Origin of the sequence: Paracoccus litorisediminis (genome assembly GCF_009711205.1) — a bacterium.
GTDB classification, from domain to species: Bacteria; Pseudomonadota; Alphaproteobacteria; order Rhodobacterales; family Rhodobacteraceae; genus Paracoccus; species Paracoccus litorisediminis.
This window is the reverse complement of sequence record NZ_WMIG01000004.1, coordinates 14,394-37,582: the sequence shown is the minus strand read 5'-3', so window position 1 is coordinate 37,582 and position 23,189 is coordinate 14,394. Positions and strand designations below refer to the sequence as shown.

The following is a 23,189-nucleotide window of genomic DNA, read 5'->3' as shown; positions in this document are numbered from 1 at the left end:
GGATGACACAGGTCAGCTTTAAATTCGGCGACTCGCGTGAGCTGTGCGACCAGCTTCTGGCGCTGGTCCGCTCTGGTGCCAAGACCGCCACCTGCGGCGCCTTGCGCGATTTCGACGATGCCGAGCCCGTACCGCAGGTGGGCCGTCGCGACGTGGCGCTGGACTGGGACGGCAACCCGGCCCTGATCATCGAAACCACCGAGGTCACGCTCCGCCGCTTCTGCGATGTCCCCGAGGATTTCGCCCTGGCCGAGGGCGAAGGCGATTTCGACTATTGGCGTCAGGCCCACATCGCCTATTTCAGCCGCAATGGCGGTTATGACCCGGATATGGTGCTGGTCTGCGAGCGTTTCCGGCTGGTCGAGGTGCTGGCATGACCGCCCAGCCCCTGATCCGTGTCTGGCAGGGCGACATCACCACGCTTGGGGTCGATGCCATCGTCAATGCCGCGAACCGGACTCTGCTGGGTGGTGGCGGCGTCGATGGCGCAATCCACCGCGCCGCCGGTCCCGGCCTTCTGGAGGAATGCCGTAAACTCGGCGGTTGCCCGACAGGGCAGGCCCGGATCACCGGCGGCTACAATCTGCCTGCCCGCCATGTCATCCATACCGTCGGCCCGGTCTGGCAGGGCGGCAATGCGTCCGAGGATGACCTTCTCGCCTCGGCCTACCGTTCCAGTCTGGCTATCGCCCATCAGCACGGGCTGATCACCATTGCCTTTCCGGCGATCTCGACCGGGATCTACGGCTTCCCGCCGGACCGCGCCGCCAGCATCGCCGTTCAGACCATCCGCAGCCATGGCGCTGGCCTGACCGTCACGCTGGTCGCCTTCGACGCGCAGACGGCCAGTGTCCTGTCCGGAGCGCTCGGATGATTTCTTCGTTTCAGAAATACCCCACGGGGGTCCGGGGGTGTGAAACCCCCGGCTCGGGGCCCAGCAACCGGGATGCCGCATGTTCCAGAAAATCCTGATCGCCAATCGCGGCGAGATCGCCTGCCGCGTCATCGACACCGCCCGCAGGCTGGGGGTGCGCACCGTCGCGGTCTATTCCGATGCCGACCGTGGCAGCCGCCATGTCGCGCTGGCCGATGAGGCCGTCCATATCGGAGGCCCCGCGCCCCGTGACAGTTACCTGCGCGGCGACGCGATCATCCGCGCGGCGCTTGATACCGGCGTGCAGGCGATCCATCCGGGCTACGGTTTTCTGAGCGAGAATCCGGATTTCGTCGATGCCGTCACCGCAGCGGGCCTGATCTTCATCGGCCCCTCGGCGCAAGCGATCCGCCAGATGGGCCTCAAGGACGCCGCCAAGGTGCTGATGCAGCAGGCGGGCGTCCCCGTCGTTCCGGGCTGTCACGGCGCCAATCAGGACCCGGATCACCTCGCCTATCAGGCGGATCAAATCGGCTACCCGGTGCTGATCAAGGCCGTCGCGGGCGGTGGTGGCAAGGGCATGCGGCTGGTGGAAGACCCCGCCGATTTCGCCACCGCTCTGCAATCCGCGCAGGGCGAAGCCGCCACCGCCTTCGGTAACCCCTCGGTCCTGATCGAGAAATACATACAGCAGCCCCGCCATATCGAGGTGCAGGTCTTTGGCGACGGCCGACGCGCGGTCCACCTCTTCGAACGCGACTGCTCGCTGCAACGCCGCCACCAGAAGGTGATCGAGGAAGCCCCGGCCCCCGGCATGACCGATGACATGCGCGCCACCATGGGTGCCGCGGCGGTCCGTGCCGCCGAGGCGATAAATTACGCGGGCGCAGGCACCATCGAATTCATCGTCGATGGCCGCGACGGCCTTCGCCCCGACGGTTTCTGGTTCATGGAGATGAACACCCGCCTTCAGGTCGAACATCCGGTGACCGAACTGATCACCGGCGTGGATCTGGTCGAATGGCAGCTGCGCGTGGCCTCGGGTGAACCGCTGCCCGCATCGCAGGCGCAACTCTCGATCAAGGGCCATGCCTTCGAGGCGCGGCTTTACGCCGAGGATGTGCCGGCAGGCTTCCTGCCGGCGACGGGTACGCTGGCACATCTGCATTTCCCCGCTCAGGCCCGCATCGAGTCTGGCGTCCGCCCCGGCGACCAGATCAGCCCGTGGTATGACCCGATGATCGCCAAGGTCGTTACGCATGGTGCCACCCGCGCCATCGCCCTGCGCGCATTGGAGGCGGCGCTTTGCGACACCGAGGTTGCGGGCTCGGTCACCAATCTGGACTTCCTGATCGCGCTGACCCGGCACGAGGGCTTTGGCAAGGGCGAGGTGGATACCGGCCTGATCGCCCGCGACCTGACCGCGCTGGTCAAGGCCGCCGAGCCGGATCCGGGGACGCGGGCGCTTGCGGTGCTTGGTCTTGCCGGGCTGGATGATCCGATGATCCGGGGCGGGATCACCCTGTGGCAACCCCTGCGCCGCACCATCGCATGGGATGGGGGAGAGGCGGTGCTGGAGGTTCTTGGTCCCGGCGCAGCCCGCGTCACGCTGGACGGCACAACGCATGAGATCGGATATGAGGGCGGACGCTGGTGGGTGGATGGCCGGCCTCGACGGGCGCGGATCGTGTCCCATGCGGCGGGAACCAGCGTCTTTGGCGGGCGCTCGCTGACGCTGACCCCGCTGGATCCACTGGCGCGCGGCGGGGCCGAGACCGGAGGAGGGCTGACGCTCTCGCCCATGCCGGGGCTGGTCAAGGCGGTGTTCGTGACCGCCGGACAGCAGGTCGCGGCGGGTGATCGACTGGCGATCCTCGAGGCAATGAAGATGGAACACAGCCTGACAGCCGGGCGCGACGGCCATGTGGCCGAGGTGCTGGTGCAGGCGGGCGATCAGGTCGAGGCAGGTGCCCCGCTGGTCCGACTGGAGGAAGAAAGTGACTGACCTGACCCTGTGGCATGTGCCGCTGTCACGCTCGATGCGGGCGCTGTGGCTGCTGCATGAGATCGGCTGCGATTTCCGGGTAGAGGCGCTGGATTTCTTCGACGGCTCGATGCGCCAGCCGCCCTATGCCGGAATCCACCCGGTCGGGCGGGTCCCGGCGCTACAGGATGGCCCCGTCACGCTGCACGAATCCGGCGCGATCACTGAATGGTTGTGCGAGACCCGCGCGCCGCATCTTGCCCGCGCGCCGGGTGCGTCGGACCGCGCCGCATGGCTGGACTGGCTGCATTTCGGGGAAACTCTGGGTCAGCATCTGGCGAACCTGACCCAGCATCACATCATGCTGCGCGAAGACTGGCAGCGCTCGCCCACGGTGATGAAGCTGGAGGCCGCGCGGCTGTCCCGCGCTTTGGGGCTGGTCGAAGCCGTGCTTGAGGATCGCGACTGGCTGCTGGGGGAGTTCTCGGGTGTCGATTGCCAGATCGGCTATTCGGTTTGGCTTGCCGCCCGTTTCGTGCGCTTCAGCGCACGCCCGGCACTTGCCGCCTATGCCGCTCGCTGCGCTGCACGGCCAGCTTTTCAGGCGGCATTGCCGGCGCCCGGAACGCCCCTGATCTATACCCGAGAATTCTACGAGATTCCCGATGCAACGCGCTGAAATTTTTGAGATGGGCCCGCGCGACGGGCTGCAGAACGAAAGACGCCTGATCCCGGCGGCGAACAAAATCGCGCTGGTCGACCTGCTGTCCCGCGCAGGCTTTCGCCGGATCGAGGTGACCAGCTTCGTTTCTCCGAAATGGGTCCCGCAGATGGGTGACGCGGCTGAGGTCATGGCGGGGATCACCCGTGCCCCCGGCGTCAGCTATGCAGTGCTGACCCCGAACATGAAGGGCTATGAGGGCGCGCGTGCTGCGCGTGCGGATGAGGTCGCGATCTTTGCCTCGGCCTCGGAAGGGTTCAGCAAAGCCAACCTGAATGCGACCATCGCTGAAAGTCTGGAGCGCTTCGCCCCGGTGGCACAGGCGGCACTGGCCGATGGCATTTCGGTCCGGGGCTATGTCAGCGTGGTGACGGATTGTCCCTATGATGGGCCGACGCCGCCCGGCAATGTCGCCCGCGTCGCGGCGGCCTTGCGCGACATGGGCTGCTACGAGATCAGCCTTGGCGACACGATCGGGCAGGGTCGTCCGGAAACCATCGACGCCATGCTGTCGGCGGTGCTGGATGAGTTGCCCGCCGAAAAGCTGGCGGGGCATTACCACGACACGGCGGGCCGGGCGCTGCAGAATATTGACGCAAGCCTTGCGCGCGGGTTGCGGGTCTTTGACGCCGCCGTCGGCGGGCTTGGAGGCTGTCCCTATGCGCCGGGTGCCAAGGGCAATGTCGCGACCGAAGCCGTGGCCGCGCATCTGGCGGCGCTGGGCTATGACACCGGACTGGACATGGCCGTGATCGAACAGGCTGCGGATATGGCCCGCGCCCTGCGAGGAGGGGAATGATGGAAACAATCCGCATCGACACCGACGCGCGCGGTGTGGCGACGCTGTGGCTGGCACGGCCTGACAAGCACAATGCCCTGTCGGCGCAGATGATCCGCGAATTGACCGAAGCCGCGCAGATCCTTGGCACCGATCCCGCCGTGCGCGTGGTGGTGCTGGCGGCCGAGGGTAAGACCTTCTGCGCGGGCGGCGATCTGGGCTGGATGCAGGACCAGATGGCTGCGGATTCGGACACGCGCCGTTCAGGGGCGCGGGAACTTGCGATGATGCTGAACGCGCTGAACACCTTGCCCAAGCCCCTGATCGGGCGGGTCCAAGGCAATGCCTTTGGCGGGGGCGTCGGCATGATCTCGGTCTGCGATGTGGCCTTGGCGGTCCCGCAGGCCCGCTTTGCCCTGACCGAGACGCGGCTGGGTCTGATCCCCGCGACCATCGGCCCCTATGTGCTGGCGCGTCTGGGTGAGGGCAAGGCGCGGCGCGTTTTCATGTCGGGCCGCACCTTTGACGCCGAAGAGGCGACGCGGCTGGACCTGATCGCCAAGGTCGTCGCGCTTGATGCGCTGGACGGGGCGGTTGAGGCCGAAATCGCCCCCTACCTGTCCTGCGCGCCCGGCGCGGTGGCGGCGGCGAAACGCCTTGCGCGCAGCCTTGGTCCGCGTATCGACGCGGATGTGATCGACAGCACCATCGATGCGCTGGTTGCTGTCTGGGAGGGGGACGAGGCGCAGCAAGGCATCAACGCCTTCTTTGCTAAGACAAAACCGGCATGGCAAAGCTAGCCATGCGCTAGGCGCAAGGCTGGCCTGTCCGGGGGCGCACTGACAGGGAAAGGGGCGATCTGTTATCGCAAACCTACCCCTCCCCTCAAAGTCCCGGAATGTGACGCCATGCCGCCCCAGCCGCACCTGAAACTTGCCATCCTTGCTCTTGGGCTGGGATCCTTCGCCATTGGCACCTCGGAATTCGCTGCAATGGGGCTTTTGCCTTGGTATGCCAGCGATCTGGGCATTACCGAGCCGCAGGCGGGCCATGTCATCAGTGCCTATGCGCTGGGCGTGGTCGTCGGCGCGCCGATCACCTCGATCCTGGGGGCCAGGCTGCCGCGCCGGCGCTATCTGGCGGGGCTGATCGCGGTTTACGGCGTGATGAACCTGCTGGCAGCGGTGCTGCCGGGCTATGGCACGCTGGTCTTCACGCGCTTTCTGGCCGGTCTGCCGCATGGCGGCTATCTGGGCGTCGCCATGCTGTTTGCCGCCGATGCCCTGCCGCGCGAGCAGCGGGCCAAGGGCGTGACACAGGTGCTGCTGGGCCTGACCATCGCCAATATCGCCGGGGTTCCGCTGGCAGGGGTGCTGGGGCAGGGCTTGGGCTGGCGCTGGGGCTTTGCGCTGCCGGGCGTTCTGGCGCTGATCGCAGGCTGGCTGATCCTGCGCCTGGCGCCGCGCGTCGGTGCACCGGCCAAGGCCAATCCGCTGGGCGAATTGAAAGCGCTGAAGAACCCCGCCGTGATCCTGACCCTGCTGGTCGGCGCGGTCGGTTGTGGCGGCGTCTTTGCAGTCTATTCCTTCCTTTCGGCGGCGATGCTGGCGACGACCAATCCGCCGTCATGGGCGGTCGCGGCGCTGCTTTCGGCCTTTGGCGTCGGCATGACGATCGGCAGCATCGGCGCGGCAAGGCTGACAATCCGGCTGGGCGAGTTCCGCGCGGCCTTTGTCCTGATGGTCTTCATGGCGCTGACGCAGGGTATCGCCTCGTTGGCGGTGGGGAACTGGGTGCTGATGATCGCATCGTCCTTCATCATCGGGGTCGGGGCCTCGATGGCGGTGCCGTTGCAGACCCGCCTGATGGAGGTCGCCGGAGAGGCGCAATCCATGGCCGCCGCAATGAACCATGCCGCCTTCAACGCCGCGAATGCACTGGGTCCGTGGCTGGCGGGCATGGCGCTGGCCGCAGGCTGGGGCTGGCGTTCCTCGGGGTTGGTCGGCGTCGGACTGTCGCTGGCGGGTCTGGTGGTTCTTGCAATCGCCTGGTGGCAGGCGCGGGCCTCAGGGCAGCCGCTCGAGGATTACCCGGCGCGAGCCTGAGGCGAATTCCCGCCGGATCGAGATGGCCAGCACCGCCATCGTGGCGATGAACAGCCAGAGCGGTCCGGCGAGCCATCCCAAGGCGCCCAACGAGAAGTAGACGCAGCGCAGCCCGGAATTGAAGCTTTTGGCGGCGGTGATATTGATCTCGGCCGCTTGCAGGGCGCGGGGCAGCGCATGGGGGTCGTCCGGTTTGTTCGGGACGGCGGCCATCATGATCGCGCAATAGCCGAACAGCCGATGCGACCAGATGAAGCGCAGCAGGGCATTGGCGACGAAAAACAGCGCCACGACGATCTTGATTTCCCATTTCAGCGCCGGGACATGCTCCATGTCGAATTGCCGCGCGACGCCGGCCAGTTGTTCGGTATTGCCGATCAGCGCCAGCCCGCCGCCAATGCCGATCAGGCAGGCCGAGGCGAAAAACGCCGTTCCCTCGCGCAGCGAGGCAAGAATATTGCCGTCAAAGATCCGCGGTTCGCGCGTCACGAATTGCCGCATCCATTCGCGGCGGTATTCCTTCATCAGCACGGAAACCGACGGGTAGTGCTTGGGCGGGTGCTCGGTGAACCAGCCGACCGCGTACCAGGTGACGAAAAGCCATGCCACCGCGGCCAGATCGGCTGCGGTAAAGGGACCAGAGATCAGGGCGCTGCTGCTTTCCATGTCGCCAGACTAGCCGCGCCGTTCGGCGGTTGCCAGAGCATTGCCGCAGGTCTATCCAGTCAATGTTACCATTGCGTTGGAGGAGGCAAATGGCGGCAATCCTGAACAGGAACAGGGCGCGCATCTGATGCAGATGCCCCAGCCCGATCCGCGCGTCATTGCACGCCGCGAGGCCATCGCCGCGCGGCTGCGTCAGGTCGTGCCCGGCGCGGTCATCGACGACCCGGCCGAGACGCGCGCCTATGAATGCGATGCGCTGTCGGCCTATCGCTGCCCGCCTTTGGCGGTGGTGCTGCCCGCCACGACCGAGGAAGTCGCCGCCGTCCTGCGCATCTGCCATGACATGGGCGTGCCGGTCGTGCCGCGCGGTGCGGGGACCAGCTTGGCGGGTGGCTCGATGCCGACGGCAGATGCCGTGGTCGTCGGGTTGTCGCGCATGAGCGCGGTGCTGGAGACCAGCCTTGAGGACCGTTTCATCCGCGTGCAGGCCGGGCGGACGAACCTGTCGGTGTCGGGTGCAGTGGACGCTTCGGGCTTCTTTTACGCGCCCGATCCCTCTAGCCAGTTGGCCTGCGCCATCGGCGGCAATATCGGGATGAATTCCGGCGGGGCGCATTGCCTGAAATACGGCGTCACCACCAACAATCTACTGGGCGTGACCGTGGTCCTGATGGATGGCTCCGTCATCGAGTTGGGCGGCCCGATGGGTGAGGCACCGGGCTTGGATCTGCTGGGCGTCGTCTGCGGGTCCGAGGGCCAGCTTGGCATCGTGACCGAGGCGACGTTGCGCATCCTGCCCAAACCCGCAGGCGCGCGTCCCGTGCTGGTCGCCTTTGACGCCTCGGAAACCGCCGGGGCCTGCGTCGCTGCCATTATCCGCGCTGGCGTGTTGCCCGTCGCCATCGAATTCATGGACCGCCCCTGCATCCGCGCCACCGAGGAATTCGCCCATGCCGGCTACCCCGATTGCGAGGCCCTGCTGATCATCGAGGTCGAGGGCACGCCCCCCGAGATCGACGAACAGCTGCGCCTGATCGGGGATATTGCGGCGCGCTTTTCCCCGATCGAGTTCCGCGAAAGCAAATCCGAGGACGAATCCCGCCGCATCTGGCTGGGCCGGAAATCGGCCTTTGGCGCGATGGGGCAGATCAACGACTACATGTGTCTGGATGGGACCATTCCCGTCAGCGCGCTGCCCGAGGTTCTGGCCGGAATCGCGCGTCTGTCGGCGAAATTCGGGCTGGACGTGGCCAATGTCTTCCATGCGGGCGACGGCAACATGCATCCGCTGATCCTGTACAATGCCAACCAGCCCGGCGATCTGGAACGCTGCGAGGCGCTGGGGGCCGAGATCCTGAAGCTGTGCGTTCAGGTCGGCGGCTGCCTGACTGGCGAACATGGCGTCGGCGTTGAGAAGCGCGAGCTGATGACGACCCAGTTCACCGATATCGACCTTGAGGCGCAGATGCGGGTCAAGGATGTCTTCGACCCGCATTGGCTGCTGAATGCGGCCAAGGTCTTTCCGCTGGCCGTGTCGGCCCCCCGTCGCGAGGGCATCCGCAATGCGGCCTGAAACCGAGGACGATCTGTCCCAACTGATCCGTTCTGCCAGCGCGCCCCTGTCGCCGATCGGCGGCGGGACGCGGCTCAATCCCGGCGAAGGGCAGGGCGAGCGGCTGAATGTCTCGGGCCTGCGCGGGGTGGTGCTTTATGAGCCCGCCGCGCTGACGCTGGTGGTGCGGGCCGGCACGCCCTTGGCCGAGGTGCAGGCAGCGCTGGCTGCCGAGGGCCAGATGCTGGCCTTTGAACCCGATGCCCGTCCCCGCTCGACCATCGGGGGCGTGGTCGCGGCCAATGCCTCGGGTCCGCGCCGGGTGCAGGCGGGGGCCTGCCGCGACGCGCTGCTGGGCGTGCGCTATGTCAACGGGCAGGGCGAGATCGTCAAGAATGGCGGGCGGGTGATGAAGAACGTCACCGGCTACGATCTGGTCAAGCTGATGGCCGGATCGCGGGGGCGTCTGGGCGTGCTGACCGAGGTGGCCCTGAAAACCGCGCCAATCCCGCCTTGCGTGGCCACTTTGGCCCTGCCGGGCTTGGATGCGGCGGGGTCGGTCGCCGCGCTGACCACCGCGCTGACCGGGCCCTACGATGTCTCGGGCGCGGCATGGTTGCCGGGGCAGGGTGCGCTGATCCGTATCGAGGGGCTGGAAGGCTCGGTTGCCATCCGTCGTCGCGCCTTGACTGAAAAACTGGCGGGTTTTGGCGAAGTGGCCGAGGGCGATGGCGCAAGCTGGTCCCGCATGGTTCCCACCGCGCCAGAAGGCGATCTATGGCGCATCATCTGCCGCCCGTCCGAGGCGCCCGCGCTGTTGACGACCCTGCCACAACCCTTGGCGGTCGACTGGGGTGGCAGCCTGATCTGGGTGGCCCTGCCTGCGGGTGAGGTGCCCGCGTTGCCGAAATGGTCGGGCCATGCGACCCGCGTCAGCGGGGCCGCGGCCCTGACCCTGCCTTTGCCCGACCCGGTGGTCGCGCGCCTCAATGCCAGCCTGAGCGAGCGGTTTGACCCTCGCCGGATTTTTGCCAGCTAGGGTTCCATGCAGACGAATTTCACCGAAGAGCAGCTGAAAGACCCGCTGGTCGCGCGCTCGAACAAGATCCTGCGTGCCTGCGTCCATTGCGGTTTCTGCACGGCGACCTGTCCCACTTACCAAGTGCTGGGGGACGAACTCGACAGCCCGAGGGGCCGCATCTACCTGATCAAGGACATGCTGGAAAACGGCCGCGACGCGGATGAAAAAACCGTCAAGCATCTGGATCGTTGCCTCAGCTGCCTTAGCTGCATGACCACCTGCCCCTCGGGCGTGGATTACATGCATCTGATCGATCATGCCCGTATCCATGTCGAAAAGACCTATCGCCGCCCGTGGCGGGATCGCGCCCTGCGCTGGATGCTGGCCAAGGTGCTGCCCTATCAGGGGCGCTTCCGGCTGGCGCTGCTGGGCGCCAAGATCGCGCGGCCATTCGCCGGGCTGATGCCTGATCCGCGCCTGCGGGCGATGCTGGCGATGGCGCCGAAACAGATCCCGCCGGTCAGCCGCAACGATCAGGGGCAGGTCTTCGCGCCCATTGGCACGAGGCGGGCGCGGGTGGCCCTGATGCCCGGCTGTGCGCAAAGGGCGCTGAACACCGATATCAACGACGCGACCATCCGTTTGCTGCGCCGCGCGGGCTGCGAGGTGGTGATCCCCGAGGCCTTCGGCTGCTGCGGCGCGCTGACCCATCACATGGGCCGCGAAGAGGACGCGCTGCATTCCGCCCGCGCCACCATTCGTGGTTTTCTGGCGGCGGGCGAACTGGACGCGATCATCATCAACACCTCGGGTTGCGGCACCACGGTCAAGGATTACGGCAAGATCTTCGCAGGCGATCCGATGCAGCCCGAGGCCGAGCGTGTGGCGCGGCTGGCGCGTGACGTGACCGAGTTTCTGGACGCGCATGGTCTGCCCGAAGGCAAGACCGATGCGCTGCGCGTCGCCTATCACTCGGCCTGTTCGCTGCAGCATGGCCAACAGATCAAGACCACGCCCAAGACGCTGCTGACAAAGGCAGGTTTCAACGTGGTTGAGCCGGAAAACCCGCATCTGTGCTGCGGATCGGCAGGGACCTACAACCTGCTGCAGCCGGAACTGTCGGGGGAACTCAAGCGCCGCAAGGTCGCAACGCTTGAGGCGACCTCGCCGCAGGTGATCGCGGCCGGCAATATCGGCTGCATGATGCAGATCGGATCGGGCACCGGCGTGCCGGTCGTCCATACGGTCGAGTTGCTGGATTGGGCCACGGGCGGACCAAAGCCCCGCGCCTTGGCCGAGGCTTGAAACGGGGCCCGCGCATTCCTAGCTAAGTCTTGTCGGAGGGCCCAAGGGCGCCGACGGACCTGCCCGCCCGCATAGGGGGGCAAGCCTTTGTATCGCTTGAAGAAGGATGCGAAAATGCGCAACTTTGATCTGACCCCGCTTTATCGTGCCTCGGTCGGTTTTGACCGCATGGCTGACGTCATGGACCGTGCCCTGTCGGCCGATATCGCGAGCTATCCCCCCTATAATATCGAGAAGACCGGCGAGAATGCCTATCGCATCTCGATTGCCGTTGCAGGCTTTGGTGCCGATGATCTGAATGTCGAGGTCAAGGACGGTGCGGTGATCGTCTCGGGCCGGAAATCCGCCGAGGACGAAGGCCGGACCTTCCTGCATCGTGGCATCGCGACCCGCGCCTTTGAGCGCCGCTTCACCTTGGCCGATCATGTCCGCGTCGATGGCGCGAGCCATGAGGACGGGATGCTGAACATCGACCTGATCCGCGAGATCCCCGAAGCGCTGAAACCGCGCCGGATCGAGATCGCGAAGACGCTGAAGGCGGTCGAGAAGCTGAATTCCTGATCGGGGATTAGCGGCGGGGGCATTGCCCCCGTTCGGCTTTGGAAAAGGTCCCCCGGACTTTTTCCGGCCAAGCCTCACCCTCTAGGATATTTGTGGAACGGTGAAATCAAGGCGTTGCATCCCGGATGCAGCGCCTTTTGTCGTTTCAGAATTTGCGGCGGGCGCGCAGGGCGGCGGTGATGGTGCCGTCGTCGAGATAGTCGAGTTCGCCCCCGATCGGGACGCCTTGGGCAAGGCCGGTGATGGTGACACCGGTCACGGCCAGGCTGTCGGCGATGTAATGCGCGGTGGTCTGGCCCTCGACCGTGGCCGAGAGGGCGAGGATGACTTCGGAAACATGTTCGTCCGCGATGCGGGCGATAAGTTGCGGGATGCGCAGATCGTCCGGACCTATTTCGTCCAGCGCTGACAGGCTGCCGCCCAGCACATGGTAGCGGCCCTTGAAGGCGCGGCCACGTTCCAAGGCCCATAGATCCGCGACCTCGGTCACCACGCAGATCTCACCGGTGGCGCGGGCGGGATCGGTGCAGATCGGGCAGAGGTCGGATTGGGTGATATTGCCGCAAGCCACGCATTCGCGGGCGCTTTCGGCGACATTGGCCATGAGGCTGGCCAACTGCGCCATCTGGCCCGCGCGCTTGCGGATCAGGTGCAGGACGACGCGGCGCGCCGAGCGGGGGCCAAGCCCCGGCAGACGCGCCATCGTCGTGATCAGCGTCTCGATGTCGTCGCCGGGGCCAGTGGCCATGTCAGAAGGGCATCTTCATGTCGGCGGGAAGGCCCAGTTCACGGGTCAGGCGGGCCATTTCCTCGGCTGCCTTGTCGGTGGCGCGGCGCTGCGCGTCCTTGATCGCGGCAAGGATCAGGTCCTCGACCACTTCCTTGTCTTCCGAACGGAAGATCGACGGATCGATGTCGAGACCGGTCAGCTCGCCCTTGGCGGTGGCCGTGGCCTTGACCAGACCGCCGCCAGCCTCGCCGGTGACGGTCAGGCGGGTCAGCCCGTCCTGCATCTCGGTCATCTTGGTCTGCATCTGCTGCGCGGCTTCCATCATCTTTGACAGATCGCCCATATCGCCCAGGCCTTTGAACATGTCTTATTCCTCGTCCTCGAAAGGGTCCCATTCCTCGACCTCGGCCACCGGGCCTTCGGTCAGGTCATGGGGGGATTTATCCTCGCCAGCGGGGTTTTCAACCGGGGGCGGGGTGGGAACCGGTCGGATCGCGGTGATTTTTGCAGTCGGAAAGGCCGCGAAGATCGCTTGCACGGTCGGGTTTTCCATGGCGCGGAGGCGGGCCGCGGCCTCGCGGGCGGCGCGCTGTTCGCTGATCGTGGGCTGGCCACCATCCGACACCACCGTCACCGCCCAGCGTTGCCCGCCGGTCCAGCCGCGCAGACGCTCGGCCAGACGCTGGGGGAAGTCGCGCGGGGCAGTGTCGGTCGGCTGGAATTCGATCCGGCCGGGCGAGTAGCGGACAAGGCGCAGGTGATCCTCGACATCCAGCAGCAGCTTCATGTCGCGCATCCGGCGGATCAGCTCGATCACGGATTCGAAGTCCGGGAAGGCCGCCAGTGCATCGGGCGAAACCGCAATGGCCAGCGCGCCGCCATCGGGGCGGGTGGTGATGGGCGCGCGGGGGGCCGCCATGCGCGGCGCATCGGAGGGGCGCTGCGCGGGGGCCGAGGGCGCGCGGCTGAATTCGCCCGCTGCGGCCGAGGCTTGAACCTTGCGGATCAGCGCCTCGGGGTCGGGCAGATCGGCGACATGGGTCAGGCGGATGATCGCCATTTCGGCGGCCATCATCGCGTTCGGGGCTTGTCCCACCTCTTCCAGCGCTTTCAGCAGCATCTGCCACAGGCGGGTCAGGGCGCGCATCGGGATGCGGGTGGCGATGTCCTGACCGCGGGCGCGCTCATCGGGGCCGATGGTCGGGTCGTCGATCGCCTCGGGTGTGATTTTGACGATCGAGATCCAATGCGTGATCTCGGCCAGATCGCGCAGCACCGCCATCGGGTCGGCCCCGTCGGCATATTGCGCTTGCAACTCAGCCAGAGCCTCGGCGGCGGCACCGCGCAGGATCATGTCGAAGAGGTCAAGCACACGACCACGGTCGGCCAGACCCAGCATGGCGCGGACCTGCGGGGCGGTGGTTTCGCCCGCGCCATGGCTGATCGCCTGATCCAGAAGACTGGTGGCGTCGCGCGCCGACCCTTCCGCCGCGCGGGTGATCAGCGCCAGCGCGTCATCGGTTATTTCGGCACTTTCCGCCGAGGCGATGCGGCGCAGCAGCGCGATCATCACCTCGGGCTCGATCCGGCGCAGGTCGAAGCGCTGGCAGCGCGACAGAACCGTGACCGGAACCTTGCGGATTTCCGTGGTGGCGAAGATGAATTTCACATGCGGCGGCGGTTCCTCCAGCGTCTTCAAGAGCGCGTTGAAGGCGCTGGACGACAGCATGTGGACTTCGTCGATGATGTAGATCTTGTAGCGGGCCGAGGCCGCCCGGTAATGCACGCTTTCGATGATCTCGCGGATGTCGTTGACCCCGGTGCGGGATGCCGCGTCCATTTCAAGCACGTCGACATGGCGTCCCTCAGAGATCGCCACGCAATGTTCGCAGGTGCCGCAAGGCTCGGTCGTGGGGCCGCCATTGCCATCGGGGCCGGTACAGTTCAGGCCCTTGGCGATGATCCGGGCGGTCGTGGTTTTCCCGGTGCCGCGAATGCCGGTCATGATGAAGGCCTGCGCGATGCGCGAGGCCTCAAAGGCGTTCCTGAGCGTCCGCACCATCGCGTCCTGCCCCACGAGGTCGGCGAAGGTTTCGGGGCGGTATTTCCGCGCCAGAACTTGATAGGTCTTTTCGCTTTCGCTCATGGTCCGCCTTTTCTCTTCCGCGATACATTAGACGCGGGTCGACAGGGCGGCAACCTTTGCGCGGGGTCAGGGATGGGTATTTGGCAAACGGAGAATTGACCGGGTGCCTGTATCGCAGCGGCGCAAAGGGCGGCATGATCAGGGCATGAAGCGTCGTTCCCTGATCCTTGCCGCCTCCGCCCTGCTGGCCGCGCCGCGTCTGGCGCGGGCGACGGCTGCCGGGCTGTTGCAGGACGCCGGGACCATGCAGCCGCTGCGCGCCATCGCCATCTGGCGCGATGGCGAGGAGGTCGCGGCGCAGGGTTATCGCGGCTATGGGCCAGACCAGCCCACCAATATCAAGTCGGCTTCGAAATCGGTGATCTCGGCATTGGCGGGGGTCGCGATTGCGAGGGGTGTTTTTTCCGGTCCGGACCAGCGGGTGGATGAGGTTCTGGCGCGCGATTTGCCGTCAGAGCCTGATCCGCGGATGGCGTCGCTGACGTTGGGCCATCTGCTGTCGATGCAGGCGGGATTGCAGCGCCAGTCGGGTCCGAATTACGGGCGCTGGGTCAGCAGCCCGAACTGGGTACGTGCGGCGCTTTCCGCCCCGTTTGAGGCCGCGCCGGGCGGAAGGATGCAATATTCCACCGCATCGAGCCATCTGGTCTCGGCCATGCTGACCAGGGCCGGGGGCAAGTCCACCTTGGCGCTGGCGCGGGACTGGCTGAAGATTCCCGGCTTTGCCATTGCGGCATGGGAGCGTGATCCGCAGGGGATCTATCTGGGCGGCAACCAGATGGCGATGTCGACGCGCAGCCTGATGGCCTTTGGCGCGGCCTATGCGCAGGGCGGGCAGGGGGTGATCCCGGGGACCTGGATCGAGGCAAGCTGGCAGCCGCGCACGCGATCAATCTTCAGCGGCGAGCAATACGGCTATGGCTGGTTCATCAGCCGGATCGGCGGACGCGAGGTGCGCTATGGCTGGGGCTATGGCGGGCAGATGATCTATGTCTTTCCGGGGGCCGTGCCGGTGGCGATCGCCATGACCTCGGACCCGGACCAGCCTTCGGCGCGCACGGGCTACCGGACGGAATTGCATGCGCTGGCAGGCGATCTGGTGCAAAGCCTGTGAGCGGGCGTTGACCCGGGCTGCGGCGCAGCATATCTGCGCCTCATGGCACGCGCACCCCTTTTGCAACTCACCGATATTTCGCTGACCTTCGGCGGCAATCCCGTCTTTGACGGTCTGAACATGACCGTCCAGCAGGGCGACCGGCTGGCGCTGGTTGGCCGCAACGGCTCGGGCAAGTCCACGCTGATGAAGGTCATGGCCGGTCTGGTCGAGCCAGATAGCGGTCAGGTCGTCACGCCCGCCGGCGTCAAGGTCGGCTATATGGAGCAGGACCCCGACCTGTCTGGTTATGCGACCTTGGGCGATTTTGCCCGCGCGGGCCTGCATGACGGCGAGGATTACCGCGTCGAAATGGCAGCCGAGGGGCTGAAATTCGATCCCGACCGTGCCGTAACCACCGCCTCGGGCGGTGAGCGGCGCCGTGCGGCGCTGGCCCGGCTGCTGGCCGAAGCGCCGGAACTGATGTTGCTGGACGAGCCGACCAACCATCTGGACATCGAAGCCATCGGCTGGCTGGAAGAGCAGCTTTCCACGACCAAGGCCGGCTTCGTCCTGATCAGCCACGACCGCGCCTTCCTGCGCGCGCTGACCCGCGCGACGCTGTGGATCGACCGCAGCGAGGTCCGCCGTCAGGAACGTGGCTTCGAGCATTTCGAGGATTGGCGCGAGACCGTCTGGGCCGCCGAGGACGACGCCCGCCACAAGCTGGACCGCAAGATCAAGGCCGAGGCCCGCTGGGCCGTCGAAGGCATCAGCGCCCGTCGCAAGCGCAACCAAGGCCGCGTCCGCGCGCTGGCGGCGCTGCGCGACGAACGCGCCGGCCAGATCCGCCGTCAGGGCACCGCCTTGATGGAACTGGAATCCGGCCAGCAATCGGGCAAGCGCGTGATCGACGCCAAGGGCATTTCCAAGGCCTTCGGTGATCGCACCATCCTGAAGCCTTTCGACCTGCGCGTGCTGCGCGGCGACCGCGTGGCCTTTGTCGGTCCGAATGGCGCGGGCAAGACCACGCTGATCAAGATGCTGACCGGCGAGCTCGCCCCGGATGAGGGTGAGATCAAGCTGGGCACCAATCTGGATATCGCCATCTTTGATCAGGCCCGCAGCGCCATTGATGAGACGGTCAGCCTGTGGGATGCGCTGACCGGAGACCCCGAGATGCGGGTTTCGGGACGCGCGGATCAGGTCATGGTGCGCGGCAATCCCAAGCATGTCGTGGCCTATCTGAAGGACTTCCTGTTCGACGAGGCGCAGGCTCGCGCGCCAGTGGGCAGCCTCTCGGGTGGCGAAAAGGCGCGGCTGCTGCTGGCGCGGATCATGGCGCGGCCCTCGAACCTGCTGGTGCTGGACGAACCGACCAACGATCTGGACGTGGAAACGCTGGACCTGCTGCAGGATATCCTTGGCGAATATGACGGCACCGTGCTGCTGGTCAGCCACGATCGTGATTTCATCGATCGCGTGGCCACCACCACCGTCGCGATGGAGGGTGACGGCCGCGCCGTGATCTATCCGGGCGGTTGGTCGGATTACCGCGCGCAACGCCCCGAGGACAGCCCCGCATCCGAGGTGACGAAAACGGTCGCGGCTGCTCCGGCGAAAGCCGATACCAAGCCGCAAGTCTCGAAATCTGGCCTGAGCTTCACCGAGAAGAAGCGGCTGGAATCGCTGCCCGGCGTCATGGAGCGGCTGGAGGCCGAGATCGGCAAACTGAACGAATTCCTGGCCCAGCCCGACCTGTTCTCGACCGCGCCGGCAAAGTTCGCCAAGGCAAGCGAAGGTCTGGCCGAACGGCAGGCAGCGTTGGCTGCGGCCGAGGAAGAATGGCTGGAATTGGCCGAAAAGGACGCGGTCTAAGGCGACTTAGATTGCGTATCCGGTCGGGGATATCTTTGGCCAAGGGGACAGATGGTGACCGTCGGCCGTGCGGTAATGCCCCTTCAGGAACCGGAGGTCGCTTTTCCAGTCTTCGATCGCGACGCGGTAGCGGACCGCGTCGTGCCTGATAAAACAATCGCGATTGAGGCGATGACATTGGCCACATTCAGGATGCGCTTGATCTTCAGCGGTTCGCCGTAATCATCGCCGAAGGTCTTCCTGTCGAGTTCGACGCCTGAAAGCTGCGTGCGCTTGAAGGAAATTGATAACGTCCTCAGCCCGTTCCAGTGAGTGGCGAAACTCGCGATTGCATCGCAAGGCATCGCGGGCTGCCTTCAGTTATGCCCTCGTGGGGAATTATTCCTAGGTCGCGAAAATCGAACGCTGAACCGAAGCCCACCGGGGCTGAGCTAGATCCTGTCCCGCGAACAGGGGGCAAGTCGCTTTCCGTCAAAATGGCTAACGCGCCCTCGAAAAATGGGCGGGTTGAAACCCTGTCCGCCGGCCCTGACCGGAAACGACCTGCCCAAAAAGTGCAGCCCGGGAAAAGCCGGGATCGGGTTAACATCATCCTTGTTTGATTGAGGTGATGGCATGAAATCCGCTCAATCTCTCGGGGCTGCGCAGGCGGCGCGGCTGATCTCTCTGCCCGAGAAAATCTCTGCGCCCAATCCCCTGAAGGAGGCGCTGCTGGAGCCGATCCGAGAGCGCAACGCCTTTCTGGACTATATCTTCTATGATCTGGGAACCCTGCATCGCGATGAGGTCGCGCAACTGGCACCAGGCTATGCGCGGGAGGGAGCGATCCTGCTGGTCCAGCCCTCCGGACGGGGCGGGCTGAGGCTTTGGCAGGATTTCGATGCGTTTCAGGCCGAGGCGCATCGCGGCATGGCCGATTGCATCGCGGTGGCGGGTGTCGGCTCGTCGGCCTTGGGCACGGCGGCTTTCGCGCGCAATGTCGCGGATGCGATTGACGGGCCGGTGCTGGGCGTCGTTTCTGGCTATGGGCTGGCGGACCTGTTTTCCGAGTCCTTGGGCGGGTTCTTCTGGTTCGGCTGGGTCAACGCGGTCCGCCACGCCTTTGAGCCGCTGGATGCTGCGACGCGGATGATGCCGTCCTCGCTTGAGGTGCCGAATGGGCAGATCAGCATGGCGATCCGGCGCAGCCTGGATGTCAAGACGCTGCTGTCGCTGCTGGGGATGATCGACGTCTCGCTTCTGGTCGGCCATTCCAAGGGCAATCTGGTGATTTCCGAGGCCTTGTTCGCGCTGCTCCAGCATGATCCGGCTCGGGCCGGAGCATTGGCCCAAAACGGGCGGATCGTGACGTTCAGCGCCAAGATCGCCATGCCCAAGCCATGGACGCAGGTCGTCGACGTGATGGGCGAACTTGACGGCTTCGGGCTGATGAACTCGCGCCCGATGATCGGAACGGACCGGCGGGTGAAAAGCGCCTGGCATCACACGAATACCGAGCTGCTGTTCCACCTGCCGGTCACGCAGGTCTTGCGAGGACTGCTGTGATCAGCTTGCCTTGGTCGCGCCCTTGACCACGTTCAGCTCGCGCCCGAAACGCGAAACCAGTTCCCAGCGCACGCGGTCGCGCTGACCGGTCTGGACCCAGGGCCAGCAGGTGAAGGTATAGGTATCGCCGGTCATCGCGCTAAGCGTCAGGGTCGGTGCGGGATCGTCCAGAACGTCGGGATGATCGTCCATGACCTGACGCAGCAACGTCTCGGATTCCTCAAGGCTGTGCTTCGAGGCATCGACCTCGACTTCCAGCGACAGGCGGCGGGTATCGGCCCCGGTCGAGTTGACGATCACGTCTTCCCAGATCTTGTTGTTAGGCACGATGACCTTGCGGTTCTCGGCGGTGCTGAGATGGGTCGAGAACAACGAGACCTTCTCGACCTCGCCCGAGACTCCGGCTGCCTCGATCTCGTCTCCGGCATCGAAGGGGCGCAGGAACAGGATCAGCAGACCGCTGGCGAAATTGCTGATCGTGTCCTGCAACGCAAAGGCCAGAATGAAACCGGCGGCACCCAGACCGGCCAGGATCGGCGTCATGTTGGTCCCGATCCAGGACAGCCCGATCAGGAAGCCGACCAACCCGCCCAGACGCGCGATCCACAGGCGCAGGAAGTGGCGCATCAACTTCGAGGTGAAGCGGGTCCGTTTCAGCGCCATGTTCACGATCAGGCTGATCAGCCACCCCCCCGCGACGCCAATCACGGTCCATAGCAGCAGCGTACCCAGACGACGGGCCAGCCGCTGGCCGCCATCCTCGGCATTGGCCCAGACTTTCAGCGTCAGCAGCGCCGAGCGCAGGTTGGTCGTGTCGACCTGAACGCCGCCGACCTCTTTGACATAGGTGCGGTAATCGGCGGTATCCTCGGGCGCGCCGCCCTTGTTTTCATAGGCGTCCATGACCTCGCGGAAACGGTCCGAGATCGCGGTGCGCGTCTCGCGCAGCTTGCCGACCTTTTCAGCCATGGCCTCCTGTTCAGGGGTCAGGACAGGCTTGGCTCCTTCCTCGGGCTTGGGCTTGTCGGCGTTCGCCTTTTCGATCTCGGCGTTCAGGTTGAAGGATTCCAGCTCGGCCGCGGAAAGGTCGGCCACCGCACCTTGCAGCAACTTCAGCCAGCCCGACATCTCGGTCTTGAGCTCGGTCTTGGTCAGCGGCTGCATGAGGAAGCCCAGCTCATCTGACGAGACCATCGGATTGCCGGTCGTCACCGGGTCGGGCTTGGGATCGGATGCCGCCAGCAGTTCCTTGACCGCCGTTTTCACATCCTCTTGTGACACCTTGGGAGGTTCGCCCCCACCGCCCGGACTAAGCACCTGCGCGCTGGCCGGGCTGAGTTGGATAAGCGCCATGAACAGCGCGAGGAAGATCACGCTGACGGCAGCCCGGATGGGGTGCGGGGTGGCGGATTTCCGGGATAAGGCAGGGGTGATGGCGGCAGTGGGCATTGGCAGATGCACAGCTTTTCTCCTTGCGGCGATCGCTTGGTGTCGGCGCGGCAGGCTATCACAGGGCAGGCGATGTGGGCAGGGCGATATGTGCGTTATGTCGTCGCGGGGTGTCGACGGGCACAAAACAGGAAAGCGCACCCGCTGGATGCGCCTTTTCCCGTCAGCTTTCGGAAGTCTTGGCTCCGGCGGTAGGGATCGAACCTACGACCAATTGATTAACAGTCAACTGCTCTACCGCTGAGCTACGCCGGAACAAGTGCCAATCGAATGGCTGCGGTTTGTGTTGGCTCCGGCGGTAGGGATCGAACCTACGACCAATTGATTAACAGTCAACTGCTCTACCGCTGAGCTACGCCGGAACACGAGGGGGTGTATAGCGGCGGTGTTCGGGGTCGTCCAGTGCTTCGGTGAAATTTTTTAATGATTTTTTAGAGGTCTGAGAAGAAAGGGTTTTTACCGGTTCAGATGGAAACGCGCGTCATGGGTCAGCGCGTTTTCGGGGCGAAGCTGGCCTTCCTCGGTCAGGGCGATCAAATGGGCCAGCACATTGCGGGTCGCGGCGGGCTGCAGGGCGGGGGGAATGTCATAGATCCGCGCGGCAAGCTCGGCGGCATTTGCCGGACCGTCGGCCAGAGCCTGCAGGATCTGCCGGGTGCGCAGCTGGCGATGGGCCAGCAGTTCGGCAATCCGGGCAGCGGGATTGTCGATCGGATCGCCATGCGCGGGACGCAGCCGGGCGGCACCTGCCGCATCCAGCCGGGCCAGCGCGCGGTAATATTCAGCCAGATCGCCATCAGGCGGCGAAATCAGGGTCGAGGACCAGCCCATCACCACATCCCCGCAAAAGATCTCGTCCTGCCACTGAAAGCTGAGATGCCCGGCGAAATGGCCGGGCGTATGCAGCGCGGTCAGCGACCATTCCGGGGTCTCGAGCCGTTCACCGTCGCCCAGCAGGATGTCGGGGGTGAAATCGCGGTCGATCCCTTCGCCCCCGGCCAGCGCGCCGTCCTGCGCCAGTCGCTGCATGATCTGGGACCGTCCGGCCTCGGCAGGGCCAAAGCCAAAAATCGGCGCGCCCGTCGCCTGTGCCAGCGCATGCGCGCCTTGGGAATGGTCCAGATGGGCATGGGTGACAAGGATATGGGTGATCCGTCCGCCCGCTGCCGCCGCAAGGATCGCCGCGCGATGGGCGGGCAGGTCGGGGCCGGGGTCGATGACCGCGATCTGGTCGCGCCCCAGCAGGAAACTGTTCGTGCCCGGCCCGGTCAGGGGCGAGGGGTTGGCGGCAGTGATGGTCTGCAGGGCTTTCGGAGCGTGGGTCATGGCGATAGCCTAGACGCAGTTCAGGCAGTTGCGAAAGGCCCTGCGGGGATCAGGCGGAATGGATTTTGAATGGCTCAAGCGGATCATGCCGCGCGGACTCTATGGCCGGGCGGCGCTGATCCTGTTCCTGCCGGTGGTGGTCGTGACCATCGTGGTGACGGTCATGTTCCTGCAGCGCCATTTCGAGGACGTGACACGGCAGATGACCGTCAGCATGACCCGCGAGATATCCCTGGTCGCCACCCGCATCGATGAGGCCGAGGATGCAAAGGCCGCCCGCATCAGCGCGCTGCGCGAGGCCGGGCCCTTGGGGTTGCGGCTGATCCTGCCCGCGACCGAGCCTGCACGCGACTGGCGCGAATATTACGATCTGTCGGGACGCGTGGTGATCGAGGAACTGCATTCCCGCGTGCCGCAGGTTCAGGGGGTGGACCTGAGCAATCACCGCGAGGTCGCGGTGACGCTGGATAGCCGTTTCGGGCAGTATCAGCTGATCTTTCCGCGGGTGCGGGTCAGCGCCTCGAACCCGCATCAGCTGCTGGTGCTGATGATCGGGACCTCGCTGCTGATGACGGCGATCGCGACGATCTTTCTGCGCAACCAGTTGCGGCCGATCAAGCGGCTGGCACGCGCCGCCGAGGAATATGGCAAGGGCCGGATCATCCCCTATCGGCCCGGCGGCGCCAATGAGATCCGCAGCGCCGGCACCGCCTTTCTGGAAATGCGCGGCCGGATCGAGCGCCAGAACGAACAGCGCAAGCAGATGCTGTCCGGTGTCAGCCATGACCTGCGCACGCCGTTGACCCGGCTGCGGCTGGGCCTGTCGATGCTGTCCTCGGATCTGCCGCCGGACCCCGAGGATATCGAGGCGCTGGAAAGCGATGTCGCGGCCATGGGCACGATGGTCGACGCCTTTCTGGAATATGCCCGTGATGAGGCGCAGGACGCGCCCCCTGCCGCCGAACCGGCGCTGGAATTCGTGCGCGGCATTGTCGCCGATGCCCGGCGCGGAGGGCAGGCGGTCGAACTGGGCGAGATGCAGGGCGAACCCGAGGACCGCGCCATCTTTCGCCGCGACAGCCTGCGCCGCGCGGTCGAGAACCTGATCGGCAATGCCGTGCGCTATGGCGAGCGCGCCGAGGTCGAGGCCGCATTGGGGCCGGGCTGGTTCCGCATCTCGGTCGAGGATGACGGGCCGGGCATTCCCGCCGATCGCCGGGACGAGGCGCTGAAGCCCTTCACCCGGCTGGTTCCCGCGCGCAACCAGAACCGGGGCGAGGGGGTGGGTCTGGGCCTGACCATCGCCGCCGACATCGCGCGCGCCCATGGCGGGCAATTGCGGCTGGTCGATGGCAAGCATCTGGGCGGCTTGCGGGCCGAGATCGTCATTCCGCGCTGAGCCGCCACAGTTGCCGTGGAACGCGTCTGGGGGTAAGGCTGTCGCAACTTGAAAAA

General features: G+C 65.6%; 22 protein-coding genes and 2 tRNA genes. 15 read left to right on the top strand and 9 right to left on the bottom strand.

Translation table 11 applies throughout. The features are described 5' to 3' along the window. Positions 1 to 2 precede the first annotated feature (2 nt). The 7 genes from GL300_RS10185 to GL300_RS10155 all read left to right on the top strand — a co-directional run bounded on the left by GL300_RS10185 (position 3) and on the right by GL300_RS10155 (position 6,462). Positions 3 to 377 (top strand): ASCH domain-containing protein, encoded by a 375-nt coding sequence (locus GL300_RS10185; RefSeq protein ID WP_155039533.1) that lies wholly within the window; start codon positions 3 to 5, stop codon positions 375 to 377. Then, entirely contained in the window at positions 374 to 874 is a 501-nt protein-coding gene (locus GL300_RS10180; RefSeq protein WP_155039532.1) for an O-acetyl-ADP-ribose deacetylase, read from the top strand. Before GL300_RS10185 ends, GL300_RS10180 begins: the two co-directional genes overlap by 4 nt. Positions 875 to 953: 79 nt before the next feature. Further along, entirely contained in the window at positions 954 to 2,879 is a 1,926-nt protein-coding gene (locus tag GL300_RS10175) for an acetyl-CoA carboxylase biotin carboxylase subunit (protein ID WP_155039531.1), read from the top strand. Then, a complete protein-coding gene (locus GL300_RS10170; RefSeq protein ID WP_343042981.1) occupies positions 2,872 to 3,537 on the top strand; it encodes a glutathione S-transferase family protein in 666 nt (221 codons plus the stop codon). Before GL300_RS10175 ends, GL300_RS10170 begins: the two co-directional genes overlap by 8 nt. Continuing rightward, positions 3,524 to 4,378, top strand: coding sequence for a hydroxymethylglutaryl-CoA lyase (locus tag GL300_RS10165; RefSeq protein ID WP_155039529.1), 855 nt, complete (start codon positions 3,524 to 3,526; stop codon positions 4,376 to 4,378). Before GL300_RS10170 ends, GL300_RS10165 begins: the two co-directional genes overlap by 14 nt. Continuing rightward, on the top strand, positions 4,375 to 5,157 hold the full coding sequence (locus tag GL300_RS10160) for a crotonase/enoyl-CoA hydratase family protein (RefSeq protein ID WP_155039528.1): 783 nt from the start codon (positions 4,375 to 4,377) through the stop codon (positions 5,155 to 5,157). The genes GL300_RS10165 and GL300_RS10160 overlap by 4 nt, the downstream gene beginning before the upstream one ends. 108 nt (positions 5,158 to 5,265) lie before the next feature. Further along, positions 5,266 to 6,462, top strand: a complete 1,197-nt coding sequence (locus tag GL300_RS10155) for an MFS transporter (protein WP_155039527.1) — start codon at positions 5,266 to 5,268, stop codon at positions 6,460 to 6,462. Here GL300_RS10155 and GL300_RS10150 read toward each other — a convergent pair. Further along, positions 6,424 to 7,128, bottom strand: coding sequence for a DUF599 domain-containing protein (locus GL300_RS10150; protein WP_155039526.1), 705 nt, complete (start codon positions 7,126 to 7,128; stop codon positions 6,424 to 6,426). The genes GL300_RS10155 and GL300_RS10150 overlap by 39 nt on opposite strands. A 127-nt stretch (positions 7,129 to 7,255) precedes the next feature. Between GL300_RS10150 and GL300_RS10145 the strand changes: the two genes are divergently transcribed. The 4 genes from GL300_RS10145 (at position 7,256) to GL300_RS10130 (ending at position 11,567) form a co-directional block, all read left to right on the top strand. Further along, a complete protein-coding gene (locus GL300_RS10145; RefSeq protein ID WP_155039525.1) occupies positions 7,256 to 8,701 on the top strand; it encodes an FAD-linked oxidase C-terminal domain-containing protein in 1,446 nt (481 codons plus the stop codon). Next, positions 8,691 to 9,719, top strand: coding sequence for an FAD-binding protein (locus GL300_RS10140; protein ID WP_155039524.1), 1,029 nt, complete (start codon positions 8,691 to 8,693; stop codon positions 9,717 to 9,719). Before GL300_RS10145 ends, GL300_RS10140 begins: the two co-directional genes overlap by 11 nt. Before the next feature lie 6 nt (positions 9,720 to 9,725). Next, positions 9,726 to 11,006, top strand: a complete 1,281-nt coding sequence (glcF, locus tag GL300_RS10135) for a glycolate oxidase subunit GlcF (RefSeq protein ID WP_155039523.1) — start codon at positions 9,726 to 9,728, stop codon at positions 11,004 to 11,006. Positions 11,007 to 11,120: 114 nt separating this feature from the next. Continuing rightward, positions 11,121 to 11,567 carry an Hsp20 family protein gene (locus tag GL300_RS10130; protein WP_155039522.1) on the top strand — a complete coding sequence of 149 codons (447 nt, stop codon included), beginning with the start codon at positions 11,121 to 11,123 and terminating at the stop codon, positions 11,565 to 11,567. A 145-nt stretch (positions 11,568 to 11,712) separates the two neighbouring features. On the opposite strand, the gene recR is transcribed toward GL300_RS10130, so the two are convergent. From recR to GL300_RS10115, 3 genes are read right to left on the bottom strand one after another with little or no spacing between them, the layout of a single operon-like run. Next, positions 11,713 to 12,315 (bottom strand): recombination mediator RecR, encoded by a 603-nt coding sequence (recR, locus tag GL300_RS10125; RefSeq protein WP_155039521.1) that lies wholly within the window; start codon positions 12,313 to 12,315, stop codon positions 11,713 to 11,715. Position 12,316: 1 nt separating this feature from the next. Beyond that, positions 12,317 to 12,661, bottom strand: coding sequence for a YbaB/EbfC family nucleoid-associated protein (locus GL300_RS10120; protein WP_155039520.1), 345 nt, complete (start codon positions 12,659 to 12,661; stop codon positions 12,317 to 12,319). 3 nt (positions 12,662 to 12,664) lie between these two features. After that, the gene (locus tag GL300_RS10115; protein WP_155039519.1) at positions 12,665 to 14,443 is read right to left on the bottom strand and encodes a DNA polymerase III subunit gamma/tau; all 1,779 of its coding nucleotides are present in this window, start codon (positions 14,441 to 14,443) and stop codon (positions 12,665 to 12,667) included. Positions 14,444 to 14,588: 145 nt separating this feature from the next. Between GL300_RS10115 and GL300_RS10110 the strand changes: the two genes are divergently transcribed. Both GL300_RS10110 and GL300_RS10105 read left to right on the top strand, forming a co-directional pair. Continuing rightward, a complete protein-coding gene (locus GL300_RS10110; RefSeq protein WP_155039518.1) occupies positions 14,589 to 15,557 on the top strand; it encodes a serine hydrolase domain-containing protein in 969 nt (322 codons plus the stop codon). 42 nt (positions 15,558 to 15,599) lie between these two features. Beyond that, positions 15,600 to 17,414, top strand: coding sequence for an ABC-F family ATP-binding cassette domain-containing protein (locus tag GL300_RS10105; RefSeq protein WP_155039517.1), 1,815 nt, complete (start codon positions 15,600 to 15,602; stop codon positions 17,412 to 17,414). 83 nt (positions 17,415 to 17,497) lie between these two features. On the opposite strand, the gene GL300_RS10100 is transcribed toward GL300_RS10105, so the two are convergent. Continuing rightward, positions 17,498 to 17,758 carry a hypothetical protein gene (locus GL300_RS10100; protein ID WP_155039516.1) on the bottom strand — a complete coding sequence of 87 codons (261 nt, stop codon included), beginning with the start codon at positions 17,756 to 17,758 and terminating at the stop codon, positions 17,498 to 17,500. Between the two features lie 271 nt (positions 17,759 to 18,029). Here GL300_RS10100 and GL300_RS10095 point away from each other — a divergent pair, with 271 nt between their 5' ends. After that, positions 18,030 to 18,959 carry a hypothetical protein gene (locus tag GL300_RS10095; protein WP_155039515.1) on the top strand — a complete coding sequence of 310 codons (930 nt, stop codon included), beginning with the start codon at positions 18,030 to 18,032 and terminating at the stop codon, positions 18,957 to 18,959. Here the strand turns inward: GL300_RS10095 and GL300_RS10090 are convergent, their stop codons facing one another. The 4 genes from GL300_RS10090 to GL300_RS10075 all read right to left on the bottom strand — a co-directional run bounded on the left by GL300_RS10090 (position 18,960) and on the right by GL300_RS10075 (position 21,734). Further along, positions 18,960 to 20,420, bottom strand: coding sequence for a mechanosensitive ion channel domain-containing protein (locus tag GL300_RS10090; RefSeq protein ID WP_155039514.1), 1,461 nt, complete (start codon positions 20,418 to 20,420; stop codon positions 18,960 to 18,962). It lies immediately after the preceding gene. Positions 20,421 to 20,588: 168 nt separating this feature from the next. Then, positions 20,589 to 20,663: transfer RNA gene (locus GL300_RS10085), tRNA-Asn, on the bottom strand. 32 nt (positions 20,664 to 20,695) lie between these two features. Continuing rightward, positions 20,696 to 20,770: transfer RNA gene (locus GL300_RS10080), tRNA-Asn, on the bottom strand. Positions 20,771 to 20,864: 94 nt separating this feature from the next. After that, complete coding sequence (locus GL300_RS10075; protein ID WP_155039513.1) at positions 20,865 to 21,734, bottom strand: MBL fold metallo-hydrolase; 870 nt, start codon at positions 21,732 to 21,734, stop codon at positions 20,865 to 20,867. Between the two features lie 58 nt (positions 21,735 to 21,792). Between GL300_RS10075 and GL300_RS10070 the strand changes: the two genes are divergently transcribed. Beyond that, positions 21,793 to 23,133 (top strand): ATP-binding protein, encoded by a 1,341-nt coding sequence (locus GL300_RS10070; protein WP_155039512.1) that lies wholly within the window; start codon positions 21,793 to 21,795, stop codon positions 23,131 to 23,133. The last annotated feature ends 56 nt before the right edge of the window (positions 23,134 to 23,189 follow it).

What these genes read in the sequence shown, in the direction of transcription:
- GL300_RS10185 (WP_155039533.1), top strand. Translation starts at nt 3, where the DNA reads ATGACACAGGTCAGCTTTAAATTCGGCGACTCGCGTGAGCTGTGCGAC.
- GL300_RS10180 (WP_155039532.1), top strand. Translation starts at nt 374, where the DNA reads ATGACCGCCCAGCCCCTGATCCGTGTCTGGCAGGGCGACATCACCACG.
- GL300_RS10175 (WP_155039531.1), top strand. Translation starts at nt 954, where the DNA reads ATGTTCCAGAAAATCCTGATCGCCAATCGCGGCGAGATCGCCTGCCGC.
- GL300_RS10165 (WP_155039529.1), top strand. Translation starts at nt 3,524, where the DNA reads ATGCAACGCGCTGAAATTTTTGAGATGGGCCCGCGCGACGGGCTGCAG.
- GL300_RS10160 (WP_155039528.1), top strand. Translation starts at nt 4,375, where the DNA reads ATGATGGAAACAATCCGCATCGACACCGACGCGCGCGGTGTGGCGACG.
- GL300_RS10155 (WP_155039527.1), top strand. Translation starts at nt 5,266, where the DNA reads ATGCCGCCCCAGCCGCACCTGAAACTTGCCATCCTTGCTCTTGGGCTG.
- GL300_RS10150 (WP_155039526.1), bottom strand. Translation starts at nt 7,128, where the DNA reads ATGGAAAGCAGCAGCGCCCTGATCTCTGGTCCCTTTACCGCAGCCGAT.
- GL300_RS10145 (WP_155039525.1), top strand. Translation starts at nt 7,256, where the DNA reads ATGCAGATGCCCCAGCCCGATCCGCGCGTCATTGCACGCCGCGAGGCC.
- GL300_RS10140 (WP_155039524.1), top strand. Translation starts at nt 8,691, where the DNA reads ATGCGGCCTGAAACCGAGGACGATCTGTCCCAACTGATCCGTTCTGCC.
- glcF (WP_155039523.1), top strand. Translation starts at nt 9,726, where the DNA reads ATGCAGACGAATTTCACCGAAGAGCAGCTGAAAGACCCGCTGGTCGCG.
- GL300_RS10130 (WP_155039522.1), top strand. Translation starts at nt 11,121, where the DNA reads ATGCGCAACTTTGATCTGACCCCGCTTTATCGTGCCTCGGTCGGTTTT.
- recR (WP_155039521.1), bottom strand. Translation starts at nt 12,315, where the DNA reads ATGGCCACTGGCCCCGGCGACGACATCGAGACGCTGATCACGACGATG.
- GL300_RS10120 (WP_155039520.1), bottom strand. Translation starts at nt 12,661, where the DNA reads ATGTTCAAAGGCCTGGGCGATATGGGCGATCTGTCAAAGATGATGGAA.
- GL300_RS10115 (WP_155039519.1), bottom strand. Translation starts at nt 14,443, where the DNA reads ATGAGCGAAAGCGAAAAGACCTATCAAGTTCTGGCGCGGAAATACCGC.
- GL300_RS10110 (WP_155039518.1), top strand. Translation starts at nt 14,589, where the DNA reads ATGAAGCGTCGTTCCCTGATCCTTGCCGCCTCCGCCCTGCTGGCCGCG.
- GL300_RS10105 (WP_155039517.1), top strand. Translation starts at nt 15,600, where the DNA reads ATGGCACGCGCACCCCTTTTGCAACTCACCGATATTTCGCTGACCTTC.
- GL300_RS10100 (WP_155039516.1), bottom strand. Translation starts at nt 17,758, where the DNA reads ATGCCTTGCGATGCAATCGCGAGTTTCGCCACTCACTGGAACGGGCTG.
- GL300_RS10095 (WP_155039515.1), top strand. Translation starts at nt 18,030, where the DNA reads ATGAAATCCGCTCAATCTCTCGGGGCTGCGCAGGCGGCGCGGCTGATC.
- GL300_RS10075 (WP_155039513.1), bottom strand. Translation starts at nt 21,734, where the DNA reads ATGACCCACGCTCCGAAAGCCCTGCAGACCATCACTGCCGCCAACCCC.
- GL300_RS10070 (WP_155039512.1), top strand. Translation starts at nt 21,793, where the DNA reads ATGGATTTTGAATGGCTCAAGCGGATCATGCCGCGCGGACTCTATGGC.